Source organism: Salinispora pacifica DSM 45544, assembly GCF_000378845.1.
Taxonomy (GTDB): domain Bacteria; phylum Actinomycetota; class Actinomycetes; order Mycobacteriales; family Micromonosporaceae; genus Micromonospora; species Micromonospora pacifica.
This window is the reverse complement of sequence record NZ_KB905359.1, coordinates 4,815,278-4,833,387: the sequence shown is the minus strand read 5'-3', so window position 1 is coordinate 4,833,387 and position 18,110 is coordinate 4,815,278. Positions and strand designations below refer to the sequence as shown.

Genomic DNA, 18,110 nt, shown 5'->3' with positions numbered 1-18,110 from the left:
CCCCGCGAGCTGCCTACGCGCACTCACAGCGACTGACCAACCAGCTTCACGAGATCCACCAGGCGGTTCGAGTAGCCCCACTCGTTGTCGTACCAGCCGACGACCTTGACCTGGTTGCCGATCACCTTGGTCAGCGGGGCGTCGAAGATGCAGGACGCCGGGTCGGTGACGATGTCGGCCGAGACGATCGGGTCCTCGTTGTAGGACAGGACACCGTTGAGCGGGCCGTTGGCGGCCGCCTTCATCGCGGCGTTGACCTCGTCCACCGTGGTCTCCCGGCCGACGGTGACGGTCAGGTCGGTGGCGGACCCGGTCGGGATCGGCACCCGCAGCGCGTAGCCGTCCAGCCGGCCCTTGAGCTCCGGCAGCACCAGGCCGATCGCCTTCGCCGCACCGGTGGAGGTCGGCACGATGTTCAGCGCGGCGGCACGGGCCCGACGCAGGTCCTTGTGTGGAGCGTCCTGGAGGTTCTGGTCCTGCGTGTAGGCGTGGATGGTGGTCATCAGACCCTGCTCGATGCCGAACGTGTCCTGCAGGACCTTCGCCATCGGCGCCAGGCAGTTGGTGGTGCAGGAGGCGTTGGAGATGACGGTGTGCTTGGCCGGGTCGTACTCCGCCTGGTTGACGCCCATCACCACGGTGACGTCTTCGTTCTTTGCCGGCGCGGAGATGATCACCTTCTTGGCGCCGCCGTCGACGTGCGCCTTCGCCTTGGTGGCGTCGGTGAACAGACCGGTGGACTCGATGACCACGTCCACGCCCACCTCGCCCCAGGGCAGCTTCGCCGGGTCCTTCTCGGCGTACACCTTGATGGTCTTGCCACCCACGGTGATCTCGTCCGCGCTGGCCTTCACCTCGTGCGGCAGCCGGCCGAGGATGCTGTCGTACTTGACAAGGTGGGCGAGCGTCGCGTTGTCGGTCAGGTCGTTGACCGCCACGACCTCGATGTCAGCGCCGGACGCCAGCACTGCCCGGAAGAAGTTACGGCCGATCCGGCCGAAGCCGTTGATGCCAACCCGGATGGTCACAGGTCCCATCTCCTCGCGTTCTAGTCCGCCGGCGTGATGACCCACGGGCCGGCGACTAGTCTGCGCCAGCCGGTGGAACCGGCCGTTTGACGGTTCATCTCGGCCGCCCCGCCGCGGTCCGAGGGACCGACCGCCCGAGGCGGTGCGCACGGCGAGGAGTGCCGAGTGCCGGCTCCCTTGCCGTACGCAGCGACCCTATCCGAGCATGGGGGGTCTTGCTCCGGCGGGTGGTGATCCCGCCGCCGTCCTATCAGACCACGAGCATGTCGGGCGTGACTGCCGCTTCGGTATCCGGGATGCCGAGATCGCGGGCTCGCTTGTCGGCGAGCGCGAGCAGCCGCCGGATCCGTCCGGCGATCGCATCCTTGGTCAACGGCGGGTCGGCGAGCGCGCCCAGCTCCTCCAGCGATGCCTGGCGATGCTCCAGCCGCAGCCGCCCGGCCGAGGTCAGGTGGTACGGCGCGTCGTCGGCGAGGATCTCCAGGGCACGGGTGACCCGGGCGGCGGCGGCGACCGCCGCCCGCGCCGACCGACGCAGGTTCGCGTCGTCGAAGTTCGCCAACCGGTTCGCGGTGGCCCGCACCTCCCGCCGGACCCGACGTTCCTCCCAGGCCAGCACGCTGGCGTGGGCACCGATCCGGGTGAGTAGGGCGGCGATGGCGTCGCCGTCCTTGACGACCACCCGGTCCACGCCGCGCACCTCGCGGTTCTTCGCGGCGATGCCGATCCGGCGGGCCGCGCCGACCAGGGCGAGTGCCGACTCCGGGCCGGGGCAGGTGATCTCCATCGCACTGGAGCGACCCGGCTCGGTCAGCGAACCGTGCGCCATGAACGCGCCGCGCCACGCCGAGACCGCGCAGCAGACGTTGGCGGCCACCACATGCGGCGGCAGACCCCGCACCGGCCGACCGCGGACATCGAGCAGGCCGGTCTGCCGGGCCAGGAACTCCCCGTCCTTGACCACCCGCACGATGAAGTGACTGCCCTTGCGCAGGCCGCCGGAGGCGAGGACATGGATCTCGCTGGGGTAGCCATAGACGTCGGCGATCTCCCGCCGCAGCCGCCGGGCCACCGCCCCAGTATCCAGCTCGGCCTCCACGACCACCCGACCGGAGACGATGTGCAACCCACCGGCGAAGCGCAGCAGCGCCGCCATCTCCGCCCGCCGGCAGCAGGGCTTGGGCACGTCAACCCGGCTCAGCTCGTCCTTGACCGCCGCCGTCATCGCCATTGTGCGTCCTCTCACGGACCGGTTCCGGCGTGTCGCCGGAGATTACGTACGTGTCTAACGAGCGGCGCCCAGGACCGGCACCAGAGCAGCGGCGAGAGCAGCCGAATCATGACAGGGCGTGCCGTCGTTGACCGCGACCGGGGCGAGGATCAGCCGAGCGCCCAGCGATTCTGCCGCACGCTCGACCGGTGCGGGATCGCCCACCGCCTTGACGTCTCCGAGCACGCAGTCGACCCGCAGCTTCGGCAGGTACCACCGCAGCTCGGCCAGGTGATCGGCGACCGAGAGCCCGAACGTCTCCTTCTCGGCGGCCAGGTTCAGGGTGACCAGCCGGCGGGCGGGGCTCGCGGCGATGGCCGCGGCCAGCTCCGGCACCAACAGGTGCGGCAGTACGCTCGTATACCAGCTGCCCGGGCCGAAGAGGAGCCAGTCGGCTGTGCCGATCGCGGCCAACGCCTCGGGGCAGGCCGCCGGCGCCTCCGGGTTCAGCCGCAGCGACTCGACCCGACCGGTGGTGACGGCCACCTGATGCTGGCCGCTGACGATGCTGACCTCCGCCGGCCGGCCGGGGTCAACACCCCGGACCCGCGCCTCGATCCCGACCGGCTCGCAGGACATCGGCAGCACCCGCCCGACCGTGCCCAACATCGCGCCGGCATGCTCCAGCGCCGCCACCGGGTCGCCGAGCAACTCCATCAGCCCGCAGAGCACGAGATTGCCGACGGCGTGCCCGGTCAGTCCGCCCGCCGCCGCCCGGTCCTCAATCGTCGAGGTCGGGACCGCGCCGAATCGGTGCTGGAAGAGCCCGGCGCTGCGCTTGGTGGCGGGGTGGTCTCCGGCCAGCGCGACGAGCGCCTGGCGCAGGTCCCCCGGCGGCAGTCCGCCCCGCTCCGCGCGCAGCCGGCCACTGGACCCACCGTCGTCGCCGACGGTCACCACGGCGGTCAGATCAAGGTCGAGTTCGGGAGCACAACGCCGCAGTGCCCGCAGCGAAGCGGAGAGTCCGTGCCCACCACCGAAGGCGACCACCCGGATGGCCGTCACTCGCGCCCCAGGTCCCGGTGCTGGGCGTTGGCGGCGAGGCCGGTCTGGCGCAGCCGCGCGGCCAACTCCTCGGCGATGGCGACGCTGCGGTGCTTGCCGCCGGTGCACCCGACGGCAGCGGTCAGGTACCGCTTGCCCTCCCGCTCGAACCCGGCGGTGGTGGCGTTGAGCAGGTCGGCGTAGGTCGCCACGAAGTCCTCGGCGCCGGCCTGGCCCAACACGTACGAGCTGACCGCCTCGACCTGCCCGGTGTGCTCGCGCAGCTCCGGAACCCAGTACGGATTCGGCAGGAACCGGGCGTCGCAGACGAAGTCGGCATCCGGCGGTACGCCGTACTTGAAACCGAAGGAGACCACGGTCACCCGCAGCCGGCGGGCGTCCTCGGCGCCGAAGAGCTCCTCGATCCGCCGACGCAGCTGGTTGACGTTGAGGTGGCTGGTGTCGACGAACACATCGGCCTGGTCGCGAGCCCCCTCCAGCAGCCCGCGCTCAACCGCGATGCCGTCGGCGAGCCGCCCCTCCCCCTGCAACGGGTGCGAACGCCGGACGCTCTCAAAGCGCCGGATCAACACCTCGTCGTCGGCGTCGACAAAGACCACCCGCGGGGCGAAGCCCCGCTCCTTGAGCTCCCGGATCGCACCGGCCAGGTCGGTGGAGAAGGCCCGGGAGCGCACATCCAGCACCATCGCCGTACGGCGGGCGGCGCCACCGGCCTTCATCGCCAGCTCGGCCATGTCCAGCATCAGCGCCTGGGGCAGGTTGTCCACCACGTAGTAGCCGACGTTCTCCAGGGCGCGGGCGACAGTGCTGCGCCCACCGCCGGAGACCCCGGTCACCACCACGAGCGTGGTGTCGGTGCCCGACGGGTCGAGCCCCTCCGGCACGCTCGGCTGCCCCTCGATCACCTGGTACCCCCAACCTGTGGCACCGCGACCCGAACTGGGCCACGGGTTCGAACAGCGACTCTAACCCGCCGAACCACCCAGATCCGCCGCGTCACATTCCCGACACCGAGACAGCTCGCTGCCCCATCAGCGGCGCAGTCACACCCGACGGTGACGCCGGCTGCGGTAACCCCGACCCAGGTTTCGTCCGGCGGCTCCCCGCCACCGGCCCCGCACGGCCCGGGCGTGCACCGTCGCGTCAGGGGCCACTCGTAGACTGCGCCCCATGCCCTCCGCCACCGACCCGCAGCCCGCCGCGCTGGAAGCCCTGCGGCGTGTCTTCGGCTACGACGCCTTCCGGGGCTTCCAGCAGGAGGTCATCGAGCACCTGACGGCCGGTGGGGACGCCCTGGTACTGATGCCCACCGGCGGCGGCAAGTCGCTCTGCTACCAGATCCCGGCGCTGCTGCGGGACGGGGTCGCGGTGGTCGTGTCACCGTTGATCGCGCTGATGCAGGACCAGGTCGACGCGCTGACCGCGGTCGGGGCCCGGGCCGGCTTCCTCAACTCGACGCTGGACCTCGACGCCCGCCGTGCCGTCGAGCGGGCCTTCGTCGCCGGGGAGTTGGATCTGCTCTACCTCGCCCCGGAGGCCCTGGGTGCCCGGGGCGTGCAGCACCTGCTCGACCAGGGGCGGATCAGCCTCTTCGCAATCGACGAGGCGCACTGCGTGTCGCAGTGGGGGCACGACTTCCGCCCGGACTACCTCGCCCTGTCGATGCTGCACGAACGTTGGCCGGGGGTGCCCCGGGTGGCGTTGACCGCCACCGCGACCAGCGCCACCCGGGCCGAGATCGCCACCCGGCTCCAGCTCACCTCAGCCCGACACTTCGTCGCCAGCTTCGACCGGCCCAACATCCAGTACCGCATCGCCGCGAAGCGGGAGCCGAAGCGGCAGCTGCTGGCTCTGCTCCGGGACGAGCACCCGGGAGACGCCGGCATCATCTACTGCCTCTCCCGGGCCAGCGTGGAGAAGACGGCGGAGTTCCTGGTCGACAACGGTGTTGCCGCGCTGTCCTACCACGCCGGCCTGGACGCGGTCACCCGCGCCCGGCACCAGCAGCGTTTCCTGCGCGAGGACGGCCTGGTCATGGTCGCGACGATCGCTTTCGGGATGGGCATCGACAAGCCGGACGTACGATTCGTTGCCCACCTCGACCTACCGAAGTCGGTGGAGGGCTACTACCAGGAGACCGGCCGCGCCGGACGGGACGGCCTGCCGGCGACGGCCTGGCTCGCCTACGGTCTGACGGATGTGGTGCAGCAGCGCCGGTTGATCGACACCTCGGAGGGGGACCTGGCGCACCGGCGTAACCTCGCCGCCCACCTGGAGGCGATGCTCGCGCTCTGCGAGACGGTCCGCTGCCGCCGGGTGCAGCTGCTGGACTACTTCGGCGAGACCGCCGCCGCCTGCGGCAACTGCGACACCTGCCTGCAGCCGCCCGAGTCGTGGGACGGCACGGTCGCCGCGCAGAAGCTGCTCTCCACGGTCTACCGGCTCGACCGGGAACGTAACCAACGCTTCGGCTCCGGGCACTGCGTCGACATCCTGCTCGGCCGCGCCACCGACAAGATCCAGCAGCACCGGCACGACTCCCTGACGGTCTTCGGCATCGGCACCGAGCTGAGCGAGACGGAGTGGCGGGGAGTGGTCCGGCAACTGCTCGCCGAGGGGCTGCTGGCGGTCGAGGGAGACTACGGCACCCTGGCCCTCACCGACACCAGCGCGGAGGTGCTGGGCCGGCGCCGCACCGTCATGCTCCGCCGCGAACCGGCCCGGAAGGCCCGCCCGGCGAAGCCGCGCGGCGCGGCCACCGTGGTCGCCGAGCTGGCGCCGGCCGCCGCCGAGGCCTTCGAGCGGCTACGCGCCTGGCGGGCCACCACCGCCAAGGAGCAGGGCGTACCGGCATACGTGATCTTCCACGACGCCACGCTGCGGCAGATCGCCACCGACGCACCGGCCGCCCTGGCCGACCTGGCCCAGGTCAGTGGCGTCGGAGAGGCGAAGTTGGCGAAGTACGGCGAGCAGGTGTTGGCCGTACTCGCCGACACCCCACACCCTGCTTAAGCAAAGTGGGCAGCCGATCCGCTGCCCACCCAGGACCCGTGGGTTGCTGGAACACGCTGGCCATGTCGTCCCACCCATGCCGGGCGCGGGGACCGACCGGGCCGAGCACGGCTGCTGGCCGACCGGCGACGGTAATAGTCACGCGTTCACCCGCTCGTGCCCGACGTACCAGGTCGCTGGCGTTCTGCCGCAGCTTCCGTCGCCCAACCTCGTCCCACGTGGCCCACGTTGGCCGGGTGTGTGCAGGTCCCGTGCCGGCGTCAGCGACGGTTCAGCACCGGGCGATGAAGTCCGTCAGCACTGGGGTTAGGGTCTGCGGCGACGGTACGTGACCCTCGCCGGGCAGCACCCGGTGCGTGCCCTGCGGCAGCGCCGCGGCGGCGGCGCGGGCCACCTCGATCATCCAGTCCGGGCTCTCGCCGCCGCTGAGCACCAGCGCGGGCACGGAAACCCGGGCGGCGATCTCCACCGGCAGGATGCCACCACGGCTGCGGTCACCCATGACCGCCGAGTCGTAGGCGAGCGTCGGCGCGAGCGCCACCACGTCGGCCCACCACGGCTCGTGGCGCAGCTCGGCCACCGCCTCCGCCGGCACGCCGGTGGTCTGGAAGAACAGCGCCACAGCGTCGTCGCGTCGATCCTCCGCCAGCAGCGTGGTCAGGGCCTCGGCGTAGTCGCGGGCCTCCTGGCGGTCCTCGTCGGTGTCCGCGCCGAAGGGTGGTTCGTGAAGCACGATCGCCCGGGCCGGCACCCCGGCCGCGGCGGCGTGCAGCACCAGTGCGGCACCGGACGAGTGCCCGTACAGGATGACGTCGGCACCGAGGTCGTTGACGAGGGCGGCGATATCCTCGACCTCCCGCTCGACGGCGTACGGGCTGACGTCGCCGCTGTCGCCGCGACCACGCCGGTCGTAGTTGACGACCGGCAGGTGGGCGCCGAGTCCCTCGGCCAGTTGGCGGGTCTTCGCCCGGTCGCAGGTGGCGCCGCCGACCACGATCAGCGGATCCGCGCCGTGCTCCCCGCAGCGTTCGTACGCGATCACCGTGCCGTCCACCGATGTCACCTTCAGCATGCCCGTGCCGTACCCTTCTGTCAGAAACGCTCCGATTGAACAGGTGCTACGTGCGTGGTTCGTCTGGCTCCGCAGAGCCGCCGAGCGCAGCGAGGATCGCCTCGGCGGTGCGCCTGCCGACCCCGGGGACCTCGGTGATCTCCTCCACCGAGGCGGCGGAGAGCCGCTTCAGCGAGCCGAAGTGCCGCAGCAGCGCCTTGCGCCGCACCTCGCCCAGCCCGGACACCCGGTCCAGCGCCGACTCGGTCATCCGCCGGGAACGCCGCTGCCGGTGGAACGTGATGGCGAACCGGTGCGCCTCGTCCCGCACCCGCTGCAGCAGGTAGAGGCCCTCGGAGGTGCGCGGCAGGATGGCCGGGAAGTCGTCGTCGGGCAGCCATACCTCCTCCAGCCGCTTCGCCAGCCCGCACAGCGCCACATCATCGACGCCCAACTCGGCGAGGGCCTGCGCCGCCGCCGCTACCTGCGGCGCACCCCCGTCCACCACCACCAGCTGTGGTGGGTAGGCGAACCGGCGTGGCCGGCCGGTCGTCGGATCGACCAGGGTGCCGACCCGCGGCTCGTCGGGCGCGCCCGGCCCGGTCGAGGCCGGCCCGGCCGGGGCGACCGGCTCACCGGCCGACTCGACACCGGCCTCCCCCGTCTCGGCCCGGGCGTCCAGGTAGCGGGCGAACCGCCGCCGCAGCACCTCCGACATCGCCGAGAGGTCGTCGGTGGCGCCCCGGATGATGAACCGCCGGTACTCACTCTTGCGCGGCAGCCCGTCCTCGAAAACCACCATGCTGGCCACCACGTCGGTGCCCTGGATCTGGGAGATGTCGTAACACTCGATGCGCAGCGGCGCCGTCTGCAGGCCCAGCGTCTCAGCGATCTCGTCGAGCGCCTTGCTCCGGGTGGTCAGATCACCGGCGCGTTTGAGCTTGTGCCGGGCCAGGGCGTCGGTGGCGTTACGCGCGACCGTCTCCAGCAGGGCCCGCTTGTCGCCACGCTGCGGCACCCGCAGCGTCACCCGGCTCCCGCGATGGTCGGAGAGCCAGTCGGCTAGCGCCTCGACATCGGCGGGCAGCTCGGGCACGAGCAGTTCCCGGGGGACATCGGCCTCACCGTGCTCCCCGCCATAAACCTGGGTGCAGAAGTGGTGGACGAGGTCGCCGATGGTCAGCTCCTCGGTCTTCTCGACCACCCAGCCGCGTTGGCCGCGGATGCGCCCGTCCCGTACGTGAAACACCTGCACGGCCGCCTCCAGCGGGTCATCGGCGAAGGCGACCACGTCGGCGTCGGTGCCGTCGCCGAAGACCACGGTCTGTTTCTCCATCGCCCGGCGCAGGGCGGCCAGGTCGTCGCGGAGCCGGGCGGCCCGCTCGAACTCCAGCGCCGCGCTGGCGTCGGCCATCTCCCGCTCCAACCGGCGGACGATGAGGTCGGTCCGACCGCCCATGAAATCGCAGAAGCCGTCCACGATCGCCCGGTGCTCCTCGGCGGAGACGCTGCCGACGCAGGGCGCGGAGCACTTGTCGATGTAGCCCAACAGGCAGGGACGGCCGACCTGACCGGCCCGCTTGAACACCCCGGACGAGCAGGTGCGCGCCGGAAAGACCCGAAGCAGCAGGTCGAGCGTCTCGCGGATCGCCCAGGCGTGCGAGTACGGCCCGAAGTAGCGCACCCCCTTGCGCTTCGACCCCCGCATGACCTGGAGTCGGGGGAACTCCTCGGCGACGGTGACCGCCAGGTACGGGTAGGACTTGTCGTCCCGGTAGCGGACGTTGAACCGCGGATCGTACTGCTTGATCTCGGTGAACTCCTGCTGGAGCGCCTCGACCTCGGTGGCGACGGAGATCCAGTCCACCGATTCGGCGGTGAAGACCATCTGCCGGGTGCGCTGGTGCAGATTGACCGGGTCGGCGAAGTAGGAGTTGAGCCGGTTGCGCAGGTTGCGCGCCTTGCCAACATAGATCACCCGGCCGGTTCCGTCACGGAACCGGTAGACCCCGGGTGATTCCGGAATCGTGCCGGGCGCGGGACGGTAGGACGAGGGATCAGCCACGTTCCGAGCCTAGTCGCCGGCTCCGACAGTCTCCGTCCGCGCCAGCTCCGGCCTGGTCGGCCCCGGCCGGGGTCGACCAGGCCGACCGCCGCCGGTCAGGCGAGCGAGATCTGGTCGCCGTTGACTTTGACATCCCGCGGGGCGAGGGGCTTGGTGGACGGGCCGGTCAGCACCGAACCGTCCTCGATCGAGAACTTGCTCCCGTGACAGGTGCAGTTGATCGTGCCACCGTCAACGTTCCCCACCGGACAGTTCTGGTGCGGGCAGATCGGGTCGAAGCCCTTGAACTCGCCCGCTGACGGTTGGGTGATGACAACCCCCTGCGCGGCGTAGACGACACCGCCCCCGACCGGGATGTCACTGGTCCGGGCCAGCGACTGGGCTCCCTCCCGATCGCCGCCACCCGGGTCGCCGCTCTCGCTCAACGCCGGGCCAGGGCTGGCCTCGGCTTCGCCGGTGGAGTTGTCGCCGCAGGCGGCCAGGGCCATCGCCGCGCCGACCGCGCCTGCGCCGGCCAACACGGCCCGCCGGGTCCGTACGCCGTCGCCAGTGCCGACCCCCGCACCGGTCCCCGTCTGCTCGTCACTCATTCCACAGTCTCCTCGGCCAACGACCACCGCCATGATGGTGTGCCCCCGTCGGTCCCCCGAAACCAACGCACCCCGTCGGTTCACCCGGTCCGCGTCCCGGGGCCACCCGTGCGACCCTACCCGGCCGGCGAAGGTCACCGTCCTGGTCACCTTGCCGCCCTGATCATTCACCGGTCCGTGTCGCCCTCGGGTGACCCGGACCGGTGACGCAGGCCAGTTACCGAGCCTTGACGGCGGCCCTCTGTGGGGCACGGGTCTTCGCCCCGGCCGCGCGGGTCTTCGCCCCGTTGGCCTTGGCCGCCCGGGAGGTGGCCTGCGCCGCGCCCTTCGCCGCACCGTCGAGCTTGAGCACCTGGCGCACAAACTGGCCGGTGTGGCTCTCGGGCACCTCGGCGACCTCCTCCGGGGTGCCGGCGGCGAGGACCGTGCCGCCGCGGTGGCCACCCTCCGGCCCCATGTCGATGATCCAGTCAGCGGTCTTGATGACGTCGAGGTTGTGCTCGATGGTGATCACCGTGTTGCCCTTGTCGACCAACCCCTCCAGGACCATCAGCAGCTTCCGGATGTCCTCGAAGTGCAGCCCGGTGGTCGGCTCGTCGAGCACGTAGACCGTCCGCCCGGTAGAACGCTTCTGCAACTCGGAGGCGAGCTTGACCCGCTGCGCCTCGCCCCCGGAGAGGGTCGGCGCGGGCTGGCCCAGCCGGACGTAGCCGAGCCCCACGTCCACCAGCGTCCGAAGGTGCCGGTGGATGGCCGGAATGGCGGAGAAGAACTCCGCCGCCTCCTCGATCGGCATCTCCAGCACGTCCGAGACGGTCTTGCCCTTGTAGTGCACCTCCAGGGTCTCCCGGTTGTACCGAGCACCCTTGCAGACCTCGCACGGCACGTAGACGTCGGGCAGGAAGTTCATCTCGATCTTGAGAGTGCCATCGCCGGAGCAGGCCTCACACCGGCCCCCCTTGACGTTGAACGAGAACCGGCCCGGCCCGTACCCCCGGACTTTGGCCTCGACCGTCTCGGCGAACAGCTTGCGAACGTGATCCCAGACGCCGGTGTAGGTGGCCGGGTTGGACCGCGGGGTGCGGCCGATCGGCGACTGGTCCACCCCGACAACCTTGTCCACGTGTTCCAGACCGGCGACCCGGGTGTGCCGGCCCGGCACCAGCCGCGCCCCGTTGATCTGGTTGGCCAGCACCGCGTACAGGATGTCGTTGACCAGGGTCGACTTGCCGGAGCCGCTGACCCCCGTGACGGCGATCAGCTGACCGAGCGGGAACGTCACGGTCAGGTTCCGCAGATTGTGTTCGCGGGCCCCCCGCACCGTCAGCTCCCGGCCCGGCGTCTGCGGACGGCGCCGCTCCGGCGTCGGGATCTCCTTCCGGCCGGCGAGATACGCCCCGGTTATCGACTCCGGGTTCTCCAGCAGCGCCGGGACCGACCCGCTGTGCACGATCCGGCCGCCGTGTTCGCCCGCCCCCGGGCCGATGTCGACGATCCAGTCCGCCGTCCGGATGGTGTCCTCGTCGTGCTCGACGACGATCAACGTGTTGCCGAGCCCGCGCAGGCGCAACAAGGTCTCGATCAAACGGTGGTTGTCTCGCTGGTGCAGACCGATCGACGGCTCGTCCAACACGTAGAGGACGCCGACCAGGCCGGAACCGATCTGGGTGGCCAACCGGATGCGCTGCGCCTCACCCCCGGAGAGGGTGCCGGCCGGGCGATCCAGGGAGAGGTAGTCCAGCCCGACGTCGAGCAGGAACCGCAGCCGAGCGTTGATCTCCTTGAGGACCCGTTCGGCGATCAGCCGCTGCCGATCGGTCAGCTCGACGCCGGCGAGCAGCTCGGCGCACTCCCCGATGGACATCCCGCACACCTCGGCGATACTCCGACCAGCGACGGTGACCGCCAGCACCTCCGGCTTGAGCCGGGCACCGCCGCAGGCGGCACAGGGCACGTCCCGCATGTAGCCCTCGTACTTCTCCCGGGACCACTCCGACTCGGTATCCGAGTGCCGGCGCTCGATCCACTGCATCACGCCCTCGAAGCCGGTGTAGTACGAGCGTTCCCGGCCGTACTTGTTGCGGTACCGCACGTGCACCTGGTCGTCGGCGCCGTGCAGGATCGTCTTCTGGATCCGGGCCGGCAGCGCCCGCCACGGCGTGTCGAGATCGAAGTGCTCCGCCTCGCCCAGCGCTCCCAGCAGGCGCAGGAAGTATTCCAGGGTGTGCCCGCCGGACCAGGGCTGGATCGCCCCCTCCCGCAGGGTGCGCTCCGGGTCGGGGATCACCAGCTCTGGGTCGACCTCCTTTTTCGTGCCCAGGCCGGTGCACTCCGGGCACGCGCCGTAGGGGGCGTTGAAGGAGAAGACCCGGGGCTCCAGGTCCTCGATCGCGAGCTGGTGGTCGTTGGGGCAGGCCAGGTGCTCCGAGTAGCGGCGCTCCCGCTCCGGGTCGTCCTCGGGCAGGTCGACGAAGTCCAGCAGCACCAGACCGCTGGAGAGCCCGAGCGCCGCCTCGACCGAGTCCGTCAGCCGCTGCTTGGCGGACGGCTTCACGGTGAGCCGGTCGATGACCACCTCGATGGTGTGCTTCTCCTGCTTCTTGAGCTTCGGTGGCTCGGTCAGCGGGTGCACCACCCCGTCCACCCGGGCGCGGGCGTAGCCCTTCGCCTGCAGCTCGGCGAAGAGGTCCACATATTCGCCCTTACGACCCCGGACAACCGGCGCGAGCACCATGAACCGGGTGCCCTCAGCCATGGCCAGGACCCGGTCAACGATCTGCTGCGGGGTCTGCCGGGAGATCCGCTCGCCGCAGACCGGGCAGTGCGGCTGGCCGATCCGGGCGAAGAGCAGGCGCAGGTAGTCGTAGACCTCAGTGATCGTGCCCACGGTCGACCGGGGGTTACGCGAGGTCGACTTCTGGTCGATGGAGACGGCCGGGCTCAGCCCCTCGATGAAGTCCACATCCGGCTTGTCCATCTGACCCAGGAACTGCCGCGCGTACGACGACAACGACTCGACGTAGCGCCGCTGCCCCTCGGCGAAGATCGTGTCGAAGGCCAGGCTCGACTTGCCGGAACCGGACAGCCCGGTGAACACGATGAGTGCGTCCCGCGGCAAATCGAGACTGACGTCACGCAAGTTGTGCTCGCGCGCGCCACGGATGATGAGTCGGTCAACCACGGTGCGTGTTCTCCCGGGGTGTGGATTGGTGGCAGCTGTCGCCCGACGGCCCGCCCGGGAGGTCTGACCCGGATGACGGCCACGCGGTCGCGCTGTGCGGTTGTGTCGCCCATCGGGCGTGGTGGTTAGCCCGTTGAGCGTGGTGGTTCCCTGGTCACTTGGTCACCTTTGTCACTCACTTGGTTACCTTTGTTACCTGGTTCCCAAAGCACCAAAGAGCGCCTCGGCAAGCCTAGCCCTGGGGTGTGACACTTCCCTTCGCCTGCGCATTCCCCCAGCTCAGATCGGTCAGCCGGGCACCGCCCGTACCCCCGGGGTTTCCACCACCGCGCCACCGCCCGGCACCGCCACCAGCGCCCGCCCAGCGGAGTGGGGTCGGCCCGCGCCGTCCACCCGCCGGCTCGCCGACGTCGGCAGCGTCACCGCGCCGGCCAGCGCGTTCACCAGACTCGACCGGCCCGCCCGGGACGGGCCGAGCAGGCCGAGGGTCCGACCCGGCGCCACCTCCGCGCGCAGCGGGTCGAGCCCATCACCTCGCTGCGCCCTGACCGGCAGCACCGGCACCCCCGGCGCCGCCGCCGCGACCTGCCGCACCACCGCAGCCGGATCGGCGACCAGGTCAGCTTTGGTCAGCACCAGCAGTGGCCGGGCTCCCGACTCCCGCGCGAGCGCCAGCAGACACTCGATCCGTCCGAGGTCGGGCCCGGGACGCATCGGCTCGACCACCGCCGCGACGGTCAGGTTGGCCGCCAGCACCTGCCCCTGGCCGGCCCTGCCGGTGGTCCGGGACACCACCGCGGTACGCCGGGGCAGCACCACCTCGACCGTCACGTGCCGGTCGGGCCAGGTGGCGAGCAGCACCCAGTCCCCCACGCACGGCAGGTAGCTCCGGTCCCGGGCCGCCGTGGCCAGCACCGCCCCGCCGAGGGTGGCGCGGAGCGGGCCGGCAGCGCCGAGGACGGTGCACACCCCCCGCTCCACCCGAGCCACCCGGCCCGGCTGACAGTCGGCGCGCCGTCGTGCGTCGGACGCCCAGTCGGCGTCCCAGCCCAGAGCCGTCAGGTCGATGGTCATGAAATCCACTACCTCCTCCGACCTCCCGGCCGCGCGTTGCCGCCGACCGTAGGGCGCACCGCCGCGCACCCGAAACCGATTTCCCCGGCGACGAACGGACGGCCCGACCGCTAGGGTCGAGAGGTGACCTCCGATCCACTACGGCTGACCGGCGAAGTGGACGACGCGACCGCCCGTCTCCTGCGCACCACGGCTGAGCTCGACGAGACGAGCCTGGCCACCGCGTCCCTGCTGCCCGGTTGGACCCGGGGGCACGTCTTGGCCCACCTCGCCCGCAACGCCGACGGGTTCGTCAACCTGCTCACCGCCGCCCGCACCGGCGCCCCCATCCCGATGTACGCGAGCCCCGCCGCCCGCTCCGCGGACATCGAGGCCGGCGCCGTCCGCCCACCCACGGCACACCGGGACGACCTGCGCCGCAGTGCGGACCGGTTCGCCGAGGCGGTGGCGGCGATGCCGGCCGAGGCGTGGGGCGCCACCGTCACCACCCGACGCGGGCCGTGGTCCGCGGCGAACCTCGTCTGGGGTCGACTCCGCGAGATCGAGGTGCACCACGTGGACCTGGCCATCGACTACCAGCCCGCCGACTGGCCGGAGGCGTTCGGCCAGCGGCTGCTGCGCGAGGTCGCCACCGGGCTGGCCCGGCGCTTCGACGCGCCGCCGATGGTGCTGCGCTGCGACGGCAGAGAGCACGAGCTGGTGGTCGGCGACCGTACCGCCGCCCCCACGGTGCGCGGCGCCGCGCCCCACCTCGCCGCCTGGCTGATCGGCCGCAGCCGCGGCACCCGGCTCACCGTCACCCCGGACGGCCCGCTACCAACCCCACCCGAATGGATCTGACCGACCAATGACCTACACCGGAGACGTCACCCCCGGCGGCCCGCCAGCCACCCGCGAGTTGGGCCAGCTCACCATCACCAAAGTCTCGGTGGGCCCGATGGACAACAACGCCTACCTGCTGCGCTGCCGGAGCAACGGCGAGCAGGTCCTGGTGGACGCGGCCAACGAGGCCCCCCGGCTACTCGACCTGATCGGCGCCGCCGGCCTCGCCACGGTGGTCACCACCCACCAGCACATGGACCACTGGCTGGCACTCGCAGAGGTGGTGGCCGAGACCGGCGCCCGGCCGCTGGCGCACGCCGAGGACGCGCCCGGGCTGCCGATCACAGTGGAGCCCCTCGCCGACGGCGACCGCATCCCGGTCGGCGACTGCACGCTGGAGGTGATTCACCTGCGCGGGCACACCCCCGGCTCGATCGCCCTGCTCTACCAGGACCCATCCGGCACCCCACACCTGTTCACCGGGGACAGCCTCTTCCCCGGCGGGGTCGGCAACACCGAGCAGGACCCGCAACGCTTCGCTCAGCTCATCGACGACGTTGAGCAGCGCCTCTTCGACCGGCTACCCGACAACACCTGGTTCTACCCAGGCCACGGCAAGGACTCCACGTTGGGCCGAGAACGCCCCGCCCTGCCCCAGTGGCGAGCCCGCGGCTGGTAGTCCACCGTCTCCACGCCACTAACAACCACCATCCGGGGAGGAAAGACCGCTGGCCGGCACCGATCAGGGTGCCGGCCAGCTGTGTCAACTCCAGGGTCTACCGCTGAGGGGTTCGTCGGGCGTTACCAGCGGCGGGTGTTGTCGGGCCAGGAGTTGTACGGTTGGGCGGAGAGGATGGGGTCCCAGCCGCTGCTGGTGGTGCCGGTTGGGGTGTACGGGGTGATGTCGGTGCCGCTGCCGTTGAACGGGGACGTGTCCAGGTAGCCGGTCACGACGCCGTTGCCGTCGCGTCGGTAGTAGAGGCCGCCGCCGGGTGAGAACAGTGCGGTGGCATTGCCCCAGCCGCTGGTGGCGAGGTCTGCCCGGCTCCAGTCGTTGGTGCCGACGGCGGTGTAGGCGATGAGGGCGCCGGCGTTGGTGGTTGCCAGCAGGCGTCCCTCACCGGTGGCTGCCAGGGTGGGTACGCCGAAGCCGCTGCTGACGATGGTCGTTCCGTTGATCAGGTCGGTGGCCGGGTTCGCGGGTTTGGCCTTGGTCACGGTGTATCGCAGCCACTTGCCGCCGGCGCGGCCGAACAGGGAGCCGTGCCCGTCGTAGACCAGCAGGTCGTGGGTCCAGCCGCCACCGAGACGCTCAGCGGTGCGGGTGAAGGTCAGCGGTTGGGTGCCGGTGATGTCGACCCGGTGCAGGCTACCGGTCTCGGTGGTGACCAGCAGCGTGTCCGAGTTGAGAGTTGCCAGCGCTTTCGGCGTGAACCCGAGGGTCTGTTCCGACACGGTGCTGGCCACCTTCGCCCCGGTGACCGGGTCCAGCGCGGTGTAGGAGATCCGACCGTCTGAGTTCACCCCGTACACCGACACCAGTGCGGTCCACGGCCGCGCCGACAGCAGTATCTGGTCCCAGCCGCTGCTGCTGACCGGATCGTTCGGGAAAGACTGGATGTCACTGCCGCTACCGTCGAACGGATTCACGTCGCGGTAGCGGTCCAACCGACCGCTCGAGGTCCGCGCGTAGTAGTGGCCACCACCGGGCGAGAGCAACTGCGTCGGGGCCGACCAACCACTGGCGGCCAGATCGTCCCTGGACCACGCCTCGGCACCGCTACCGTGAATCGTGTACGACAGCAGCCGGCCGCCCGAGGCGTTACCCAGGATCCGTCCCGCACCCGGCGACGTGATGGCCCTCAACCCGAACCCGGTACCGATCACGGTGCCCCGGCTGATGTGCTCCGCGCTACTCGGCTTCTCGGTGGTCAACGTCCGACGGCGAAGCTCACCGTTGTCGAGGATGCCGTACAACGACCCGTACCCGTCATAGGTCAGCCGGTCATACGGAGACCACCCGCTCATCACCCAGGTGGCAGTGAAGGTCAACGGATCCGTTCCGGTGACATCCACCCGATGCATCTTGCCATCAGGATCGGTGACCAGAATGGTGTCCTCGTTCAGCGTGGCCATCGCCTTCGGAACAAAACCGAGGCTGGCAGCCGACTCCCGGTCCGCCCGCAGCTCCCCGGTAGCCGAATCAATCACACTGTAGGTCAACCGGCCATCATCCAACACACCGAAAATCTGCACGTCAGCGATCTGCTCACCGACCCACGCACCAAGGTCGTCAACCCGGGTCGCGGTCGCCCCGTCCCGGGTCTCCGTCTCCCCCAGACAGCCCTTCTGCCACGAAGTACTACTAACGGCCACCAGTACGGACGCACCCTCAACATCGCGGAACACCGGCCCCCCGGCATCCCCCCTACACACCGTCGCCCCAGCCGACGCCCCCACCACACCAACAGTGGCCGCAGCGACATCCTCAACAGTGAACGCCGCAGCATGCAGACGATCCGGCACCCACTCCGTAGCCGTACGGCCATACCCCGCGACCATCACCGTCTCACTGACCCCGGGAGCAGTGTCGGCAAGCCCCACCGGAGCAACATCGGTAACCGGCGCGGACAGACGCGCCAAGACCAGGTTCCGATCCGGATGCGGCACCACCGCCACCACCGCACGCTCCTGACCCGCCGTCCCCGTCAGGTCAGTACGACCAATCACCGCACTAGTAGGTTTCCCCGGCGCCCCCCGAACCACCGGCCCAACACCATCACTGACACAGCTCTTCGCCGTCAACAACCAATCCTGGTCGACCAGCACACCCGTACACGCCCGATCACCACCAAACACCACCCTGGCAGTGAACCCATACGCCCCATCCGGAACCGGATCAGAACCACCAACAGCCCGAGCAACACCACCACCCAACACACCAGCCGCAAGCACAGCCCCGGTCAGGGCCGCACCCCAACGACGCAAAACATGAACCGACACAATATCCTC

The 18,110-nt window shown here is 70.6% G+C and carries 14 protein-coding genes; 3 read left to right on the top strand and 11 right to left on the bottom strand.

Going from position 1 to position 18,110, the window contains the following annotated elements; translation table 11 throughout:
- Positions 1–23: 23 nt before the first annotated feature.
- From gap to rapZ, 4 genes are all read right to left on the bottom strand, one after another.
- The gene (gene gap, locus SALPAC3_RS0122185) at positions 24–1,028 is read right to left on the bottom strand and encodes a type I glyceraldehyde-3-phosphate dehydrogenase (RefSeq protein ID WP_018223369.1); all 1,005 of its coding nucleotides are present in this window, start codon (positions 1,026–1,028) and stop codon (positions 24–26) included.
- Positions 1,029–1,278: 250 nt separating this feature from the next.
- Entirely contained in the window at positions 1,279–2,259 is a 981-nt protein-coding gene (gene whiA, locus SALPAC3_RS0122180; RefSeq protein ID WP_018223368.1) for a DNA-binding protein WhiA, read from the bottom strand.
- 54 nt (positions 2,260–2,313) lie between these two features.
- The gene (locus tag SALPAC3_RS0122175; protein WP_018223367.1) at positions 2,314–3,303 is read right to left on the bottom strand and encodes a gluconeogenesis factor YvcK family protein; all 990 of its coding nucleotides are present in this window, start codon (positions 3,301–3,303) and stop codon (positions 2,314–2,316) included.
- Positions 3,300–4,208 (bottom strand): RNase adapter RapZ, encoded by a 909-nt coding sequence (gene rapZ / locus SALPAC3_RS0122170; protein WP_018223366.1) that lies wholly within the window; start codon positions 4,206–4,208, stop codon positions 3,300–3,302. Before rapZ ends, SALPAC3_RS0122175 begins: the two co-directional genes overlap by 4 nt.
- A 265-nt stretch (positions 4,209–4,473) precedes the next feature.
- On the opposite strand from rapZ, the gene recQ reads away from it, so the two are divergent.
- Positions 4,474–6,315, top strand: coding sequence for a DNA helicase RecQ (recQ, locus tag SALPAC3_RS0122165; protein ID WP_018223365.1), 1,842 nt, complete (start codon positions 4,474–4,476; stop codon positions 6,313–6,315).
- Here recQ and SALPAC3_RS27485 read toward each other — a convergent pair.
- The 6 genes from SALPAC3_RS27485 to rsgA all read right to left on the bottom strand — a co-directional run bounded on the left by SALPAC3_RS27485 (position 6,233) and on the right by rsgA (position 14,285).
- Positions 6,233–6,508, bottom strand: a complete 276-nt coding sequence (locus tag SALPAC3_RS27485; protein ID WP_080635215.1) for a type II toxin-antitoxin system Phd/YefM family antitoxin — start codon at positions 6,506–6,508, stop codon at positions 6,233–6,235. The two genes, recQ and SALPAC3_RS27485, sit on opposite strands and share 83 nt — an antisense overlap.
- 78 nt (positions 6,509–6,586) lie before the next feature.
- Positions 6,587–7,387 carry an alpha/beta fold hydrolase gene (locus SALPAC3_RS0122160; protein WP_018223364.1) on the bottom strand — a complete coding sequence of 267 codons (801 nt, stop codon included), beginning with the start codon at positions 7,385–7,387 and terminating at the stop codon, positions 6,587–6,589.
- 46 nt (positions 7,388–7,433) lie between these two features.
- Positions 7,434–9,431 (bottom strand): excinuclease ABC subunit UvrC, encoded by a 1,998-nt coding sequence (uvrC, locus tag SALPAC3_RS0122155; protein ID WP_018223363.1) that lies wholly within the window; start codon positions 9,429–9,431, stop codon positions 7,434–7,436.
- A gap of 95 nt (positions 9,432–9,526) precedes the next feature.
- Positions 9,527–10,021, bottom strand: a complete 495-nt coding sequence (locus SALPAC3_RS0122150; protein WP_018811218.1) for a Rieske (2Fe-2S) protein — start codon at positions 10,019–10,021, stop codon at positions 9,527–9,529.
- Positions 10,022–10,238: 217 nt separating this feature from the next.
- Positions 10,239–13,202 (bottom strand): excinuclease ABC subunit UvrA, encoded by a 2,964-nt coding sequence (uvrA, locus tag SALPAC3_RS0122145; RefSeq protein ID WP_018223361.1) that lies wholly within the window; start codon positions 13,200–13,202, stop codon positions 10,239–10,241.
- Positions 13,203–13,490: 288 nt separating this feature from the next.
- On the bottom strand, positions 13,491–14,285 hold the full coding sequence (rsgA, locus tag SALPAC3_RS0122140) for a GTPase RsgA (RefSeq protein WP_018223360.1): 795 nt from the start codon (positions 14,283–14,285) through the stop codon (positions 13,491–13,493).
- A gap of 114 nt (positions 14,286–14,399) precedes the next feature.
- Here rsgA and SALPAC3_RS0122135 point away from each other — a divergent pair, with 114 nt between their 5' ends.
- Both SALPAC3_RS0122135 and SALPAC3_RS0122130 read left to right on the top strand, forming a co-directional pair.
- Entirely contained in the window at positions 14,400–15,116 is a 717-nt protein-coding gene (locus SALPAC3_RS0122135; RefSeq protein ID WP_018223359.1) for a maleylpyruvate isomerase family mycothiol-dependent enzyme, read from the top strand.
- A gap of 7 nt (positions 15,117–15,123) precedes the next feature.
- Positions 15,124–15,777 (top strand): MBL fold metallo-hydrolase, encoded by a 654-nt coding sequence (locus SALPAC3_RS0122130; RefSeq protein WP_018223358.1) that lies wholly within the window; start codon positions 15,124–15,126, stop codon positions 15,775–15,777.
- Positions 15,778–15,899: 122 nt separating this feature from the next.
- On the opposite strand, the gene SALPAC3_RS0122125 is transcribed toward SALPAC3_RS0122130, so the two are convergent.
- Entirely contained in the window at positions 15,900–18,101 is a 2,202-nt protein-coding gene (locus SALPAC3_RS0122125) for a tachylectin-related carbohydrate-binding protein (protein WP_026185813.1), read from the bottom strand.
- Positions 18,102–18,110: the final 9 nt, after the last annotated feature.

Coding starts and splice junctions, on each gene's coding strand:
- recQ (WP_018223365.1), top strand. CDS start 4,474: ATGCCCTCCGCCACCGACCCGCAGCCCGCCGCGCTGGAAGCCCTGCGG.
- whiA (WP_018223368.1), bottom strand. CDS start 2,259: ATGGCGATGACGGCGGCGGTCAAGGACGAGCTGAGCCGGGTTGACGTG.
- SALPAC3_RS0122130 (WP_018223358.1), top strand. CDS start 15,124: ATGACCTACACCGGAGACGTCACCCCCGGCGGCCCGCCAGCCACCCGC.
- SALPAC3_RS0122150 (WP_018811218.1), bottom strand. CDS start 10,021: ATGAGTGACGAGCAGACGGGGACCGGTGCGGGGGTCGGCACTGGCGAC.
- SALPAC3_RS0122160 (WP_018223364.1), bottom strand. CDS start 7,387: ATGCTGAAGGTGACATCGGTGGACGGCACGGTGATCGCGTACGAACGC.